We start from the raw sequence: 15,203 nt of genomic DNA on the forward strand, positions 1-15,203 counted from the left end.
CGAACAGTTGGCGCCGGTGTAGTCGCTAAAATAATCGAGTAAAGCAGGAAGTTAGTATACAGTGACATGAGCCAAGGTATTATGGCTCATGTCAATTAAATTTAGGCCAGTAGCTCAATTGGCAGAGTGGCGGTCTCCAAAACCGCAGGTTGGGGGTTCGATTCCCTCCTGGCCTGCCAACTACAAGTAAATATGAAAAGTTCAAACGAAAATCAAAGTAAGATGAAAGATATAATGTCCTGGTTAGCTATTGTATTAGCTACAGCAGGTGCTTTTGTATGCACTTACTATTATACGTTCACAGGACCAATTCAATCGATAATATGGCTTGCGTGGCTTATTTTGATCCTTTTCTTGGGTTACTTAACAACAACAGGTAAGAAAGTCTTTGCGTTTGCGCAAGAAGCAAAAGTTGAATTGTTAAAAGTGGTTTGGCCTACACGCCAAGAAACGATACAAACAACTACTATAGTAATGGTGATGGTTGGATTGACAGGATTCATACTCTGGGGAGTAGATTCAATCATGATGTGGGCAATTGCTAAGTTAACACATTTAGGGTGAATATGGTTGAGGAAAACAAAGCAAAACAGTGGTACGTTGTACATGCCTATTCAGGATATGAAAATTTTGTCATGCGCGAAATAACATCCCGTGCAAAACACCATAATTTACAAGATAAAATAGGCGAGGTTGTTGTACCTTCAGAAGAAGTTGTAGAAATGCGCTCAGGCCAAAAGCGTAAAAGTACCCGCAAATTTTTCCCAGGATATGTCCTAGTTCATATGGTAATGGATGATCAGACATGGCACATGGTCAGAGGCATACCTAGAGTTCTAGGCTTTATTGGCGGAACCAGCCAAACACCGACTCCAATTTCCGATAAAGAAGCTCAGGCAATTATGCAACGAGTTGAAGACGGTGTAACCAAGCCAAGACCAAAAATACTCTTTGAACCAGGAGAAGTAATCAGGGTTAAAGAAGGCCCATTTGTTGATTTTAATGGGGTTGTTGAAGAGGTCAACTATGAGAAAAATAGACTAAGAGTTGCAGTACTTATTTTTGGACGTTCAACCCCAGTAGAACTTGAATTCAGTCAAGTTGAAAAAACATAAATGTCTAAATAAAGAATATTAAATATATTTATATTGATCAAAATATCAATTTAAAAGTTTTACAAAACCGGGGAGCCAGTACTTAATTGAAAAATGCTAATTCAATATAAGCTGGCGCAAGACCCATAAGGAGTAATAATGGCAAAAAAAGTAGAAGCATATATTAAATTACAGATCCCTGCTGGAAAAGCAAATCCTAGTCCTCCAGTTGGTCCTGCTTTAGGTCAACGTGGTGTAAATATTATGGAGTTCTGTAAAGCATTCAATGCTGCGACACAGCAAATGGAACAAGGACTACCTATTCCAGTTGTTATCACTGTGTATAGTGATCGTAGTTTTACCTTTATAACCAAGACCCCGCCAGCTTCAGTTCTGCTGAAAAAAGCTGCTGGTATTCAAAGTGGCAGTGGCACACCAAATACTAAAAAAGTAGCCAAACTGAATGTCAGTCAGCTTGAAGAAATTGCTAAAGTCAAGAAACCTGATCTGACAGCGGCTGACCTGGCAGCGGCAGTAAGATGTATCGCCGGTACAGCACGTAGCATGGGTATTGAAGTTGAAGGTTTGGAATAAGGGGTTACCATGTCAAAATTAACTAAAAAACAAAAGAAAATAGCGGAAGTTATTAAGCCAAATCAACTCTATACTGTTGCGGATGCTGTAGCTATTCTAAAACAATTTGCATCTAAAAAGTTTCGTGAGAGTCTTGATATCAGTATTAACTTAGGAGTTGATCCTCGTAAATCTGATCAAGTAGTTCGGTCTTCTACTAATCTGCCAAAGGGTACAGGTAAAACAGTTCGAGTTGCTGTTTTTGCCCAGGGCGATAATGCAGCTAAGGCAGTCGCTGCAGGAGCTGACATAGTAGGTTTTGAAGATCTGGCTGATAAAATTAAAGCTGGCGAGATGAATTTTGATGTTGTTATTGCAACTCCGGATGCTATGAGGATTGTTGGTCAACTTGGACAAATTTTAGGCCCAAGAGGGCTTATGCCTAATCCTAAAGTTGGAACAGTTACAACCAACGTGGAAGCTGCAGTTAATGATGCCAAATCAGGACAAGTACGATACAGAACTGATAAAAACGGTATCATTCATTGCACAGTTGGCAAAGCAGACTTCCCTCCCGAAGATGTTCTTGAAAACGTTGTTGCGTTAATTAACGATTTGAAGAAGGCAAAGCCAGCATCCTCTAAAGGACAATATCTGAAGAAAATCTCTTTATCTACAACAATGGGACCGGGATTACCTATTGATATTTCATCAATACCTGTGTAACATATCATCCCATTTTTAAGAATTCACGGCATAGATTAGGTTCCATGCCGTCGAAGACCGCAGGTGCTTAGGCTTAATTTCCTGCGCAGACGGTGAACCGGCTCCTTAACAAAGAGACGGCCACCATAACTGTCAAGTCCATGAGATTTGTACATATTAGGAGGTCAGTAACGTGACATTAAATTTAGCTGCAAAAAAAGCCGTTGTTGAAGAAGTGACTGCAGTCGCGTCAAAGGCTATTTCAGCAGTGGTTGCTGATTATCGTGGGTTAACTGTAAATCAAATGACGCAATTGCGTAGTGAAGCACGCAAATCCAGTGTCTATCTTCGTGTGGTGCGAAATACACTAACAAGAAGAGCGTTTAAAAACACTGAATTTGAATGCTTGAATGACTTACTTGTAGGTCCTGTATTCATAGCATTGTCACTTGAAGCACCGAGTGATGCTGCAAGACTACTGAAAGAATACGCAAAAACATTTGAAAAGCTTGAGATCAGAGCACTGTCAGTTGGTGGGAAAGTATACAACGCAAATCAAATTGATGCCGTTGCAAGCTTGCCTACACGTGACGAAGCGATCGCCAAGCTGATGTATGTGATGAAAGCGCCAATTGAGAAATTTGTCCGCACACTAGCAGAGCCACATGCCAAACTGGTTAGAACTCTTGCTGCTGTAAAAGACAAAAAAGCAGGCAATCCCGCTTAATCATTATTTAATTTTAATTAGGAGCTAGTAATGGCTGTATCAAAAAACGAAATATTAGAAACAATTTCTAACATGTCAGTAATGGAAGTTGTTGAATTAATCGAAGCGATGGAAGAGAAATTTAATGTTTCTGCTGCCGCTGCTGCTGTAGCCGTTGCCGCGCCAGCTGCAGGTGCTGCTGCCGCTGCTGAAGAACAAACTGAGTTTACTGTTGTAATGACCAGTTTTGGTTCTAACAAAGTAAACGTAATTAAGGCAATTCGAGGCATAACTGGTCTAGGCTTGAAAGAAGCTAAAGACTTAGTAGAAGGTGCACCATCAACCGTTAAAGAAGGTGTATCAAAAGATGAAGCTGCCAGTATCAAGAAAGAGCTTGAAGAAGCTGGTGCTACAGTAGAAGTTAAATAATTAAAACATAGCAGTATTTAAGGACCCAGCCATGTTCACATGGCTGGGTTTACTCGTTTGAAAATCATCAATAATTTACAGAGGAACCACCATGGCAGTTGCAGAAGCTAAACCTCAATATTCGCATGCTGAGAAAAAACGATTTCGCAAAAGCTTTGGTAAGCAGACAGATATAATGCCGATACCGAATCTGCTTGAAATACAACTTAAGTCCTACAGGGATTTTCTTCAAACTAATACTAAATTAAGCGAACAACTGAATACGGGATTGCATGCTGCATTTTCTTCTGTATTTCCTATCGAGAGCTTTTCTGGCAATGCAAGACTCGAGTATGTCGGTTACAAACTTGGAGAGCCTGCATTTGATGTTCGCGAATGCAAACTAAGGGGATTAACTTATTCAGCTCCACTAAGAGTCAAAATCAGACTCGTTGTGCTTGACAAAGATGCGAGCGATGATCCCAAACCTATAAAAGATATTAGAGAGCAAGATGTCTTTATGGGGGAAATTCCTTTAATGACCGATGTTGGAACGTTTGTGGTCAATGGAACTGAACGTGTTGTTGTTTCACAATTACATCGTTCACCCGGGGTTATATTTGAACATGACAAGGGAAAGACTCACTCTTCAGGCAAGTTGCTTTATTCTGCACGAATAATACCTTATCGTGGCTCATGGTTAGATTTTGAATTCGATCCCAAAGATTGTGTATATGTGCGTATTGACAGACGCCGCAAACTGCCAGTGACTATTTTGCTTAGAGCATTAGGCTATGAAGCAGAAGATATTTTAAGTGAATTTTTTGAAACAACTCGCTGTCATCTGAAAAATGGTGAATATCATATCGATTTAATTCCACAACGTTTACGTGGTGAAATCGCTTCATTTGATATTCATGTTCCTGAGACAGGAGAACTTATCGTAGAGCAAGGTCGTCGAATTACTGCAAGACACATAAAGTTAATGGAAAAAAGTCAAATGCAGGATCTTGTTGTCCCAAGAGATTATTTAATTGGAAAAACATTAGCAAAAAATATTATTGATACATCAACTGGTGAATTCCTGGCTCAAGCTAATGATGAGATAACCGAAGATCTGTTAGATGCCATGGCCAATCATGGTATTTTACAAATTGATATGATCTATACTAATGATTTAGATCATGGCTCTTATATATCGGATACATTAAAAATTGATCCCACAACATCTCAGCTAGAAGCACTTGTCGAAATTTACCGCATGATGCGCCCGGGAGAACCGCCTACAAAAGAAGCTGCAGAGGCATTATTTAAAAATCTATTCTTTGTTGAAGAAAGGTATGATCTATCCGCAGTTGGTCGAATGAAATTTAATCGTCGCGTAGGAATTAAGAGTGACGAAGGACCTGGTACTTTAACTAAAGAAGATATTTTGTCAGTAATTAAGACACTGATTGATATTCGAAATGGAATAGGTATGGTTGATGACATCGATCACCTTGGAAATCGTAGAGTAAGAAGTGTCGGTGAAATGACTGAAAATCAGTTTAGAGTTGGTCTTGTCCGTGTTGAGCGGGCTGTTAAAGAGCGTTTAAGTTTGGTTGAATCTGAAAATCTGATGCCCCAGGACTTAATTAACGCCAAACCAGTTTCTGCTGCAATCAAGGAATTTTTTGGCTCTAGCCAGTTGTCGCAATTTATGGATCAAGTGAATCCATTATCTGGTGTTACACACAAACGTCGTGTATCAGCCCTTGGTCCTGGTGGTTTAACCCGCGAACGAGCTGGATTTGAAGTCCGTGACGTACATACAACACACTATGGCCGCGTATGTCCAATTGAAACGCCAGAAGGTCCCAACATTGGTTTGATCAATTCATTGTCAGTTTATGCCAGAACTAACGAATATGGATTTATTGAAACTCCATGTCGAAAAGTAATTAATGGGCGTGTAACAGATGAAGTTGAATACTTATCAGCGATAGAGGAAGTAGACCAATACATTGCCCAATCTAATGTTGAGTTGGATGAGCAAGGTAATATTCTTGCTGATTTAGTACCATGCAGACATCAAAATGAATTTTCATTGACTACACCGGATAAGATTAACTATATGGATGTCTCACCCAAGCAAATTGTATCGGTTGCTGCATCATTGATTCCGTTTTTGGAGCACGATGACGCAAACAGAGCATTGATGGGGTCAAACATGCAACGTCAGGCGGTACCAACCTTGCGTTCAGAAAAGCCTTTGGTTGGAACCGGTATGGAGAGAATAGTTGCATCTGATTCAGGGGTTTCAGTCGTTGCAAAAAGAGGTGGGGTTATTGATTTGGTTGATGCTTCTCGTATTGTTGTTCGAGTTAATGACGATGAAACAACAGCCGGAGAAACCGGGGTAGATATTTATAACTTGACCAAGTATTTCCGTTCTAATCAGGATACCTGTATTAATCAAAGACCCATTGTATCGACTGGTGACCGCATCCAACGAGGTGATGTTCTGGCTGATGGTCCTTGTACCGATATGGGTGAACTGGCTCTTGGACAAAATTTATTAGTCGCGTTTATGCCTTGGAATGGTTATAACTTCGAGGATTCCATTCTTATATCTGAACGTATTGTTCATGACGACAGATTCACTACTATCCACATCGAAGAGTTAACTTGTATAGCTCGAGATACCAAATTAGGTACAGAAGAAATTACAGCAGACATACCTAATGTAGGTGAATCTGCACTTTCCAATTTGGATGAATCTGGAGTTGTCTACATTGGTGCTGAGGTAAAAGCAGGTGATATTCTTGTGGGTAAAGTAACTCCTAAAGGAGAAACCCAACTTACTCCAGAAGAAAAGCTTTTAAGAGCAATCTTTGGTGAAAAAGCTTCGGATGTTAAAGATTCGTCATTGAGAGTTCCATCCGGTATGAACGGAACAGTAATTGATGTACAGGTATTTACCCGTGATGGACTTGAAAAGGATGCTCGTGCAAAAAGCATTGAAGAAGAACATTTGGCGAGAGTTCGCAAGGATTTAATCGACGAAAGACGCATTCGCGAAGAAGACATTTACCATAGGGTTTCTCATTTGCTCCTGGATAAAGTGGCAACAGGAGGTCCTGGAAGCTTAAAACCTGGATCTAAAATCACTCAGGATTATTTGGATAAAGTTGAAAGAGAAAAATGGTTTGATATTCGTATAGAGGACGACTTGGTCAGTCAACAGCTTGAACAGCTATCCAAGCAATTAGAACTTTTAACCAAAGAAATGGAAAAGCGCTTTAACGATAGCCGGAAGAAAATTATCCAGGGTGATGATTTGGCTCCTGGCGTATTAAAAATTGTTAAAGTGTATTTGGCAGTTAAAAGAAGAATTCAGCCTGGAGACAAAATGGCAGGCCGCCATGGAAACAAAGGGGTTATCTCGATTGTTGTGCCTGTTGAGGATATGCCACATATGGAAGATGGAACAGCAGTAGACATCGTTCTTAATCCATTGGGCGTACCATCTCGAATGAATATTGGACAGGTTCTCGAAACCCATCTAGGTTTAGCTGCCAAAGGATTAGGAAGAAAGATTGCACAGATGCTTGATGAGAAACAATCTCCTGAAGGAATAAGAGCATTCCTTGAGAAAATTTATAATCATGATGGAGTGCAACGTGTGAACTTGAAATGTCTCAATGATGATGAATTGATGACATTGGCAGATAACCTGCGAGCAGGCGTGCCGATGGCAACTCCTGTTTTTGATGGTGCTACTGAGCGAGAAATCAAAAGTATGTTGCAGTTAGCAGATTTGCCGGCTGATGGTAAAACCGTGTTGATAGATGGTCGAACAGGTAATAAGTTTGATAACCCGGTTACTGTAGGCTACATGTATATGTTGAAATTAAACCATTTAGTGGATGACAAGATGCATGCGCGATCAACTGGATCATACAGTTTGGTCACTCAACAGCCACTTGGCGGTAAAGCACAATTTGGTGGTCAGCGTTTTGGTGAGATGGAAGTGTGGGCATTAGAGGCATATGGTGCAGCATACACTTTACAAGAAATGCTAACCGTAAAATCAGATGACGTTGGAGGTCGAACAAAGATCTACAAAAATATAGTCGATGGAGACCATCGTATGGACCCAGGAATGCCTGAATCTTTCAATGTATTGTTGAAAGAAATTAGAGCACTGGGAATTGATATCGAGTTGGAACATGACTAACTCATCAGCGATACATACTGACTAACCATTTTTTGGAGGCATAGACTTGGCTACCCTAAGCAACGACCCAATGAAAAAAGCACCAGTAATGAGTGATTTACTTGGTATTCTTAAGCAACAAGGTCAAAGTGAAGAATTTGATGCAATTAAAATTGCGCTGGCGTCACCTGAATTAATTCGATCATGGTCCTACGGCGAAGTTAAAAAACCTGAAACAATCAATTACAGGACATTTAAGCCTGAAAGAGACGGATTGTTTTGCGCTAAAACTTTTGGTCCTGTGAAAGATTATGAGTGCTTATGCGGAAAGTACAAGCGATTAAAACATCGTGGTGTGATTTGCGAAAAGTGTGGAGTTGAATTGGCTCTCGCAAAAGTGAGACGTGAAAGAATGGGCCATATCGAACTCGCAAGTCCTGTAGCTCACATATGGTTCTTAAAATCTTTACCATCGAGAATTGGATTACTCCTCGATATGACTCTAAGAGATATAGAGAGGGTTCTCTATTTTGAAGCTTTTGTCGTTGTTGATCCTGGAATGACAGAACTGGAGAGAGGGCAACTACTTAATGATGAAGCCTATCTTGATGCAATGGAACAATATGGTGATGAGTTTGACGCTCGTATGGGCGCAGAAGCAATTCGTGATTTGCTGCGCCAAATTGATCTGGAAGATGAAATTAAAAATTTACGTGAAGAGCTTCCAACAACTAACTCTGAGACAAAGATCAAAAAAATCACTAAACGTCTCAAGTTATTAGAGGCATTTTACGAATCTGGCAATAAACCGGAATGGATGATCATGGATGTACTTCCTGTTCTTCCTCCTGATTTAAGACCATTGGTTCCACTAGATGGAGGGCGTTTTGCTACTTCAGATTTGAATGATTTATACAGGCGGGTTATTAATAGAAATAACCGATTGAAACGTTTACTGGATCTGAATGCACCTGACATTATTGTTCGTAATGAAAAACGTATGCTGCAAGAGTCAGTCGATGCTTTACTTGATAACGGCAGAAGAGGACGTGCCATTACTGGTACAAATAAGAGACCTCTTAAATCATTGGCTGATATGATTAAAGGTAAGCAAGGTCGTTTCAGACAAAACCTTTTGGGTAAGCGCGTTGACTACTCTGGACGTTCAGTTATTGTTGTTGGGCCTACTTTAAAATTGCACCAATGCGGCTTGCCTAAAAAAATGGCATTAGAATTATTCAAGCCATTTATTTTTTCCAAATTGGAATTTAGGGGTTTGGCAACTACTATTAAAGCGGCCAAAAAGATGGTCGAAAGAGAAGAATCAGTAGTTTGGGATATATTAGATGATGTTATTAGAGAACATCCTATTCTTTTAAACCGTGCTCCTACCCTGCATAGATTGGGTATCCAGGCATTTGAGCCTGTTTTGATTGAAGGAAAAGCTATCCAACTGCATCCTTTAGTATGTACAGCGTACAACGCTGACTTCGATGGTGACCAAATGGCAGTACACGTGCCTTTGACGCTGGAAGCACAGTTGGAAGCTCGTTCATTGATGATGTCGACAAACAATATATTATCCCCAGCCAGTGGTGAACCAATTATTGTTCCCAGCCAGGATGTCGTTCTTGGCTTGTACTATTTGACACGGGAAAAAGTTAATGCATTGGGTGAAGGAAAAATATATTCAAGTGCCCAGGAAGCGCAAAATTTTTATGAGGCCGGTCATCTGGATATCCATGCAAAAATTAAAATCCGCATGCCTAAAGAAGATGGCGAAACTGGTTACCATTTAGTTGAGACAACAGTGGGTCGTGCTATTTTAGCAGAGATTTTACCTAAAGGTATGCCATTTGATTATATAAACCGCACAATGACAAAAAAGGTCATTTCAAAAGTTATTGATAGCTGTTACCGCAAATTTGGTTTGAAGGAAACGGTTATTTTTGCTGATCAGCTCATGTATACCGGGTTTAAATACGCAACACGGTCTGGAGCATCCATAGGTATTGAAGATATGGAAATACCAGACGATAAGGCCAGTATTATTGAGCACGCCGACAATGAAGTTAGAGAAATTGAATCTCAATTTAGATCAGGTTTGGTAACAAATGGCGAACGATATAATAAAGTAATTGATATTTGGTCAAGAACTAACGAATTAGTTGCCAAATCAATGATGTCTAAAATTGCAACTGAAGAAGTAACTGATGCAAAAGGTAACAAAGTAAGGCAAGAATCATTTAACCCAATTTTCATGATGGCTGATTCGGGTGCAAGAGGTTCTGCTGCCCAGATACGACAGCTTGCTGGTATGCGGGGATTAATGGCTGCTCCTGATGGATCGATCATTGAAACTCCCATTACAGCTAACTTCCGTGAAGGATTGAATGTATTCCAGTACTTTATTTCTACCCACGGAGCTCGTAAAGGTTTGGCAGATACCGCGTTGAAGACAGCGAATTCAGGGTATCTAACACGCCGTCTGGTCGATGTGGCGCAAGATGTTGTTATTACTGAAGATGATTGCGGTACTGACACGGGTATTCTAATGCAACCACTGATTGAAGGTGGTGATATTGTTGAGCCTTTGCATGAGCGTGTTCTTGGACGAGTGGTTGCTTCAGATGTCTACATTCCAACTCAAACTGAACCAGTAGTCAAAGCTGGCACTTTACTGGATGAAGAATGGGTTGAAAAATTGGAGAAACATGGGGTAGACCAAGTTATGGTCAGGTCACCAATCACTTGTCAAACAAGATTTGGTTTGTGTGCAAAATGCTATGGTAGAGATCTTGCTCGTGGACATCTTGTCAATACAGGTGAGGCAGTAGGTATTATTGCAGCACAATCAATCGGTGAACCTGGTACACAGTTAACCATGCGTACTTTCCACATTGGAGGTGCTGCATCTCGGGCAACAGCTGCTAACAATATTCAAATTAAAACGAAAGGGGTTATTCGGCTACATAACATAAAGACGGTAACTCATGAGAATAAAAATCTAGTGGCAGTATCCCGATCAGGTGAAGTAACTATTGTTGATGAGTTTGGACGTGAGAGAGAGCGATATAAAGTTCCGTATGGTGCAGTAATTTCTGCGCAGGATAATTCCCCGGTTGACGCAGGTCAGGTGATTGCAACGTGGGATCCTCATACGCATCCCGTTATATCTGAAGTGTCAGGGAATCTGAAGTTTGTTGATTTAATTGATGGCATTACAATGAATAGACAAACTGATGAGTTAACTGGATTAAGCAATATTGTAATAATAGATGCTAAGCAAAGGAGCGCAGCAGGTCGAGATCTACGTCCTATGGTTAAATTAGTTACCGATGAAGGAGATGACATCTATCTGGCTGGAACCAATGTGCCGGCACAATATTATTTGCCTGTCGATGCCATTGTAAATTTTGAAGATGGTAGTTTGGTAGGAATAGGAGATGTTATTGCCCGTATACCACAGGAACGTTCTAAAACCCGGGATATTACAGGGGGATTGCCAAGAGTAGCGGATCTTTTTGAAGCAAGAAAACCAAAAGATTCTGCAGTAATGGCGGAAGTATCAGGCTTGGTTAATTTTGGTAAAGAAACAAAAGGTAAGCGACGCTTGATTATCAATGTATCGGAAGATCAATGCCATGAAGAGCTAATTCCTAAATGGCGTCATATTTCAGTGTTTGAAGGTGAACACGTTGAGCGTGGAGAAATCATTGCAGAGGGTGCGCTTAATCCTCATGATATACTGCGGTTGTTAGGTGTCGGTGCACTGGCTAATTACATTGTAAATGAGGTGCAGGACGTCTATCGTTTACAAGGTGTGAAAATTAATGATAAACACATTGAAGTGATTGTTAGACAAATGCTACGTAAGCGAGTGATTACCTTTGCCGGTGATTCAAAATTCCTCGTAGGGGAGCAAGTGGAAGAGAGCGCTATGCTTCAGGAAAATGACAAACTTCTAGCTGAAGGAAAGCAAATTGCTCGAGGCACTCCTATTTTACTTGGAATCACTAAGGCCTCACTGGCGACAGAATCGTTTATATCTGCCGCTTCATTCCAAGAGACAACAAGAGTCTTGACAGAAGCAGCAGTAAGCGGAAAAGTTGATGAATTACGTGGTTTAAAAGAAAATGTGATGGTGGGTCGCCTGATTCCGGCAGGAACTGGTTATACTTATCATCAAAGCCGAAAGGCAAAAAGAGCAAGGGCTGCAGCAGGTGGAGACACTTCAGCAACACACACAGTTACTGCAAGTGATGTTGAACACGCGTTAAGTGAAGCATTAAACGCGGATAATCATGAACATTAATCAGGATTCAAAAATGGCAGATTTAAGCTTGACAAATCTGCCGTACCTATATAGAATCCGGCCTCCTTATGCATTCAAAATATTCACAAGTGACAGATCGGAGTTAAGTACAAATGGCTACTATTAATCAGTTAGTAAGAAAGCCTCGTGTGGACGTAAAGAAGAAAAGTAACGTACCAGCACTTGAGTCATGTCCACAAAGACGCGGTGTATGTACTCGCGTATACACTACTACACCAAAAAAACCTAACTCAGCTATGCGTAAGGTTGCACGTGTGCGTTTGACCAATGGATTTGAAGTAACATCCTATATTGGTGGCGAGGGTCATAATCTACAAGAGCACTCTGTTGTTTTAATTAGAGGTGGTCGTGTTAAGGATTTACCAGGTGTGCGCTACCATACAATTCGAGGTAGTTTAGATACTTCAGGTGTGAACGACCGAAAACAAGGCCGTTCTAAGTACGGTACAAAAAAGCCAAAAGATAAAAAATAACCGATTGTAGGAAAATTGAGATGCCAAGAAGACGAGAAGTACCCAAACGAGAAATTTTACCTGATCCAAAGCACCATAGTGAACTTCTAGCTAAGTTCATTAATGTTTTAATGGTTAGTGGTAAAAAGTCAATTGCTGAAAAAATCATTTATGGTGCGCTGTCTGTTATGGAAGAGCGTGTTAAAAAAATTAAAAAAAATGAGGACGATGGCAGTGAAACTGGTAGCAGTGGAAGCGCCGGGGCAGTGCTTCGTTATTTTGAAGAGGCATTGGATAACGTTCGTCCAAGTGTGGAAGTTCGCTCACGACGAGTTGGCGGTGCAACATACCAGGTTCCTGTAGAAGTTCGACATGATAGAAGCATAGCGCTTGGAATGCGTTGGATAGTTCAAGCTGCACGTACACGTGGTGAAAAAGGTATGATGCTGCGTTTGGCAGGGGAACTGATGGACGCCTATGAAAATAAAGGGTCTGCAGTAAAAAAACGTGAAGATACACATAAAATGGCAAAAGCTAACCAAGCATTTGCTCATTTTAGATGGAATTAAGAGAGAGATAAGCCGTGGCAACTCCATTAAAACTATATAGAAACATAGGCATAGCAGCCCACGTTGATGCTGGAAAAACAACAACCACAGAGCGAGTCCTGTATTATACAGGTATGTCTCATAAGATTGGTGAAGTACATGATGGCGCTGCAACTATGGACTGGATGGTCCAGGAACAGGAGCGTGGTATTACCATTACTTCTGCTGCAACAACTTGCTATTGGCCTGGTATGGACAAGCAATTTGAGCCCCATCGAATCAATATTATCGATACACCCGGACACGTAGACTTTATGATTGAAGTTGAACGCTCTTTACGTGTATTAGATGGAGCAGTTGTTGTATTTGATTCAGTTGCCGGCGTTGAACCTCAATCTGAAACTGTATGGCGGCAAGCTAATAAGTATGGTGTTCCCCGTATCGTTTTTGTAAATAAAATGGATAGGATGGGAGCCAATTTTCTAAGGGTTGTTAATCAGATTAAGCAACGATTAGGTTCTACTCCAGTCGTGTTACAACTGCCAATTGGTGCAGAAGAAGAATTCAAAGGTGTGATTGATCTCATCAAAATGAAGGCAATTCATTGGGATGAAGAAAATAAAGGGATGACGTTTAAATATCTTGATATCCCCGCTGATTTAAAAGCAACCTGTGAAGAGTATCGTGCACACATTATTGAAGCTGCAGCAGAATATTCTGAAGAATTAATGGAAAAATATTTGGAAGGTGAAGAGTTCAGCGAAGCTGAAATTAAAAAGGCTCTTCGTCATCTGACAATCACAAATAAAGTCGTTCCTGTATTCTGCGGGTCAGCTTTTAAGAATAAGGGTGTTCAAGCAGTACTCGACGGAGTAATCGAATATTTGCCATCACCCACCGACATACCTGATATACAGGGAGTTGATGAGCATGGCGAGGTAATACATAGAAAAACCAGTTATGATGAGCCTTTCTCAGCGTTGGCGTTTAAAATTGCAACTGATCCATTTGTAGGTACACTAACTTATTTTAGAGCTTATTCTGGTGTTCTTAAGAGTGGAGACACTGTATATAACTCAGTGAAGTGCAAAAGAGAACGTATTGGCCGTTTATTACAGATGCATGCTAACTCACGTGAGGAAATCAAGGAAGTGAGAGCAGGAGATATAGCAGCTGCTGTTGGTCTTAAAACAGTAACTACTGGCGATACCCTGTGTGATCAAGATAAGGTTGTGATTTTAGAGAGAATGGATTTTCCTGATCCGGTTATTGCAGTTGCTGTTGAACCAAAAACTAAAGCAGATCAGGAAAAAATGGGAATTGCATTAGGCAAGCTAGCCCAAGAGGACCCTTCTTTTAGAGTTCATACTGACGAAGAATCAGGTCAGACAATCATTCAAGGTATGGGTGAGTTACATCTTGAAATCATTGTTGACCGAATGAAGAGAGAGTTCAATGTAGAAGCTAATGTCGGCAAGCCTCAGGTTGCATATCGTGAGACATTAAAACAAGCTGTTGAACAAGAAGGTAAATTCGTAAGACAATCAGGTGGCCGTGGTCAATACGGTCATGTGTGGTTGAAGATTGAACCACAGGAGCCAGGAAAAGGTTATGAATTTATCAATGCCATCGTTGGTGGTGTCATTCCAAAAGAATATATCCCTGCAGTAGATAAGGGGGTACAAGAACAAATGCAAAATGGTGTAATTGCTGGATATCCAGTAGTGGATGTTAAAGTTACACTGTTTGATGGTTCATTCCACGAAGTGGATTCAAGCGAGATGGCATTTAAGATTGCTGGGTCTCAATGCTTCAAGCAAGGTGCATTAAAAGCGAAGCCCGTACTTCTTGAGCCAATCATGAGTGTTGAGGTTGTTACGCCTGAAGATTACATGGGTGATGTTATGGGTGACCTGAACAGGCGCCGTGGCTTGGTTCAAGGTATGGAAGACTCCCCTGCAGGCAAAATAGTTAGAGCAGAAGTGCCTCTTGCAGAGATGTTTGGTTATTCAACTGACTTACGTTCTGCTACACAGGGAAGAGCAACCTATACTATGGAGTTTTGTAAGTACGCAGAAGCACCAACAAATATTGCTGAAGCAATTATCAAGAAACAATAAAAGTTAATGAGGTTATTGAAATGGCGAAGGAAAAATTTGAACGTAAGAAGCCGCACGTAAACG

11 protein-coding genes and 1 tRNA gene are annotated in these 15,203 nt (G+C 40.7%); all 12 read left to right on the top strand.

The window, feature by feature from the left end:
- Window positions 1-103 precede the first annotated feature (103 nt).
- Window positions 104-179, top strand: a tRNA-Trp gene (locus tag CC34_RS0109875).
- 13 nt (window positions 180-192) lie between these two features.
- Window positions 193-564 carry a preprotein translocase subunit SecE gene (secE, locus tag CC34_RS0109880; protein WP_027228603.1) on the top strand — a complete coding sequence of 124 codons (372 nt, stop codon included), beginning with the start codon at window positions 193-195 and terminating at the stop codon, window positions 562-564.
- A 2-nt stretch (window positions 565-566) separates the two neighbouring features.
- Window positions 567-1,115, top strand: coding sequence for a transcription termination/antitermination protein NusG (gene nusG, locus CC34_RS0109885; RefSeq protein WP_014840953.1), 549 nt, complete (start codon window positions 567-569; stop codon window positions 1,113-1,115).
- Window positions 1,116-1,253: 138 nt separating this feature from the next.
- Window positions 1,254-1,688, top strand: coding sequence for a 50S ribosomal protein L11 (rplK, locus tag CC34_RS0109890; RefSeq protein WP_027221104.1), 435 nt, complete (start codon window positions 1,254-1,256; stop codon window positions 1,686-1,688).
- 9 nt (window positions 1,689-1,697) lie between these two features.
- Complete coding sequence (gene rplA, locus CC34_RS0109895) at window positions 1,698-2,393, top strand: 50S ribosomal protein L1 (protein ID WP_027228604.1); 696 nt, start codon at window positions 1,698-1,700, stop codon at window positions 2,391-2,393.
- Window positions 2,394-2,565: 172 nt separating this feature from the next.
- Window positions 2,566-3,099 carry a 50S ribosomal protein L10 gene (gene rplJ, locus CC34_RS0109900; RefSeq protein ID WP_027228605.1) on the top strand — a complete coding sequence of 178 codons (534 nt, stop codon included), beginning with the start codon at window positions 2,566-2,568 and terminating at the stop codon, window positions 3,097-3,099.
- A 30-nt stretch (window positions 3,100-3,129) separates the two neighbouring features.
- Window positions 3,130-3,507, top strand: a complete 378-nt coding sequence (gene rplL, locus CC34_RS0109905) for a 50S ribosomal protein L7/L12 (protein ID WP_027228606.1) — start codon at window positions 3,130-3,132, stop codon at window positions 3,505-3,507.
- A 91-nt stretch (window positions 3,508-3,598) separates the two neighbouring features.
- Window positions 3,599-7,705 carry a DNA-directed RNA polymerase subunit beta gene (gene rpoB, locus CC34_RS0109910; RefSeq protein WP_028379464.1) on the top strand — a complete coding sequence of 1,369 codons (4,107 nt, stop codon included), beginning with the start codon at window positions 3,599-3,601 and terminating at the stop codon, window positions 7,703-7,705.
- Between the two features lie 88 nt (window positions 7,706-7,793).
- Window positions 7,794-11,999 (top strand): DNA-directed RNA polymerase subunit beta', encoded by a 4,206-nt coding sequence (gene rpoC / locus CC34_RS0109915; RefSeq protein WP_032828777.1) that lies wholly within the window; start codon window positions 7,794-7,796, stop codon window positions 11,997-11,999.
- Between the two features lie 113 nt (window positions 12,000-12,112).
- Window positions 12,113-12,493: a 30S ribosomal protein S12 gene (gene rpsL, locus CC34_RS0109920; protein WP_027221110.1), complete on the top strand. Its 381-nt coding sequence runs from the start codon at window positions 12,113-12,115 to the stop codon at window positions 12,491-12,493.
- A gap of 20 nt (window positions 12,494-12,513) precedes the next feature.
- A complete protein-coding gene (rpsG, locus tag CC34_RS0109925; RefSeq protein WP_027228609.1) occupies window positions 12,514-13,041 on the top strand; it encodes a 30S ribosomal protein S7 in 528 nt (175 codons plus the stop codon).
- A 14-nt stretch (window positions 13,042-13,055) separates the two neighbouring features.
- Complete coding sequence (gene fusA / locus CC34_RS0109930) at window positions 13,056-15,140, top strand: elongation factor G (protein WP_027228610.1); 2,085 nt, start codon at window positions 13,056-13,058, stop codon at window positions 15,138-15,140.
- Window positions 15,141-15,203: the final 63 nt, after the last annotated feature.

This window comes from Legionella pneumophila subsp. fraseri, assembly GCF_000586315.1.
GTDB classification, from domain to species: Bacteria; Pseudomonadota; Gammaproteobacteria; order Legionellales; family Legionellaceae; genus Legionella; species Legionella pneumophila_B.

What these genes read in the sequence shown, in the direction of transcription:
- secE (WP_027228603.1), top strand. Translation starts at nt 193, where the DNA reads ATGAAAAGTTCAAACGAAAATCAAAGTAAGATGAAAGATATAATGTCC.
- nusG (WP_014840953.1), top strand. Translation starts at nt 567, where the DNA reads ATGGTTGAGGAAAACAAAGCAAAACAGTGGTACGTTGTACATGCCTAT.
- rplK (WP_027221104.1), top strand. Translation starts at nt 1,254, where the DNA reads ATGGCAAAAAAAGTAGAAGCATATATTAAATTACAGATCCCTGCTGGA.
- rplA (WP_027228604.1), top strand. Translation starts at nt 1,698, where the DNA reads ATGTCAAAATTAACTAAAAAACAAAAGAAAATAGCGGAAGTTATTAAG.
- rplL (WP_027228606.1), top strand. Translation starts at nt 3,130, where the DNA reads ATGGCTGTATCAAAAAACGAAATATTAGAAACAATTTCTAACATGTCA.
- rpoB (WP_028379464.1), top strand. Translation starts at nt 3,599, where the DNA reads ATGGCAGTTGCAGAAGCTAAACCTCAATATTCGCATGCTGAGAAAAAA.
- rpoC (WP_032828777.1), top strand. Translation starts at nt 7,794, where the DNA reads ATGAGTGATTTACTTGGTATTCTTAAGCAACAAGGTCAAAGTGAAGAA.
- rpsL (WP_027221110.1), top strand. Translation starts at nt 12,113, where the DNA reads ATGGCTACTATTAATCAGTTAGTAAGAAAGCCTCGTGTGGACGTAAAG.
- rpsG (WP_027228609.1), top strand. Translation starts at nt 12,514, where the DNA reads ATGCCAAGAAGACGAGAAGTACCCAAACGAGAAATTTTACCTGATCCA.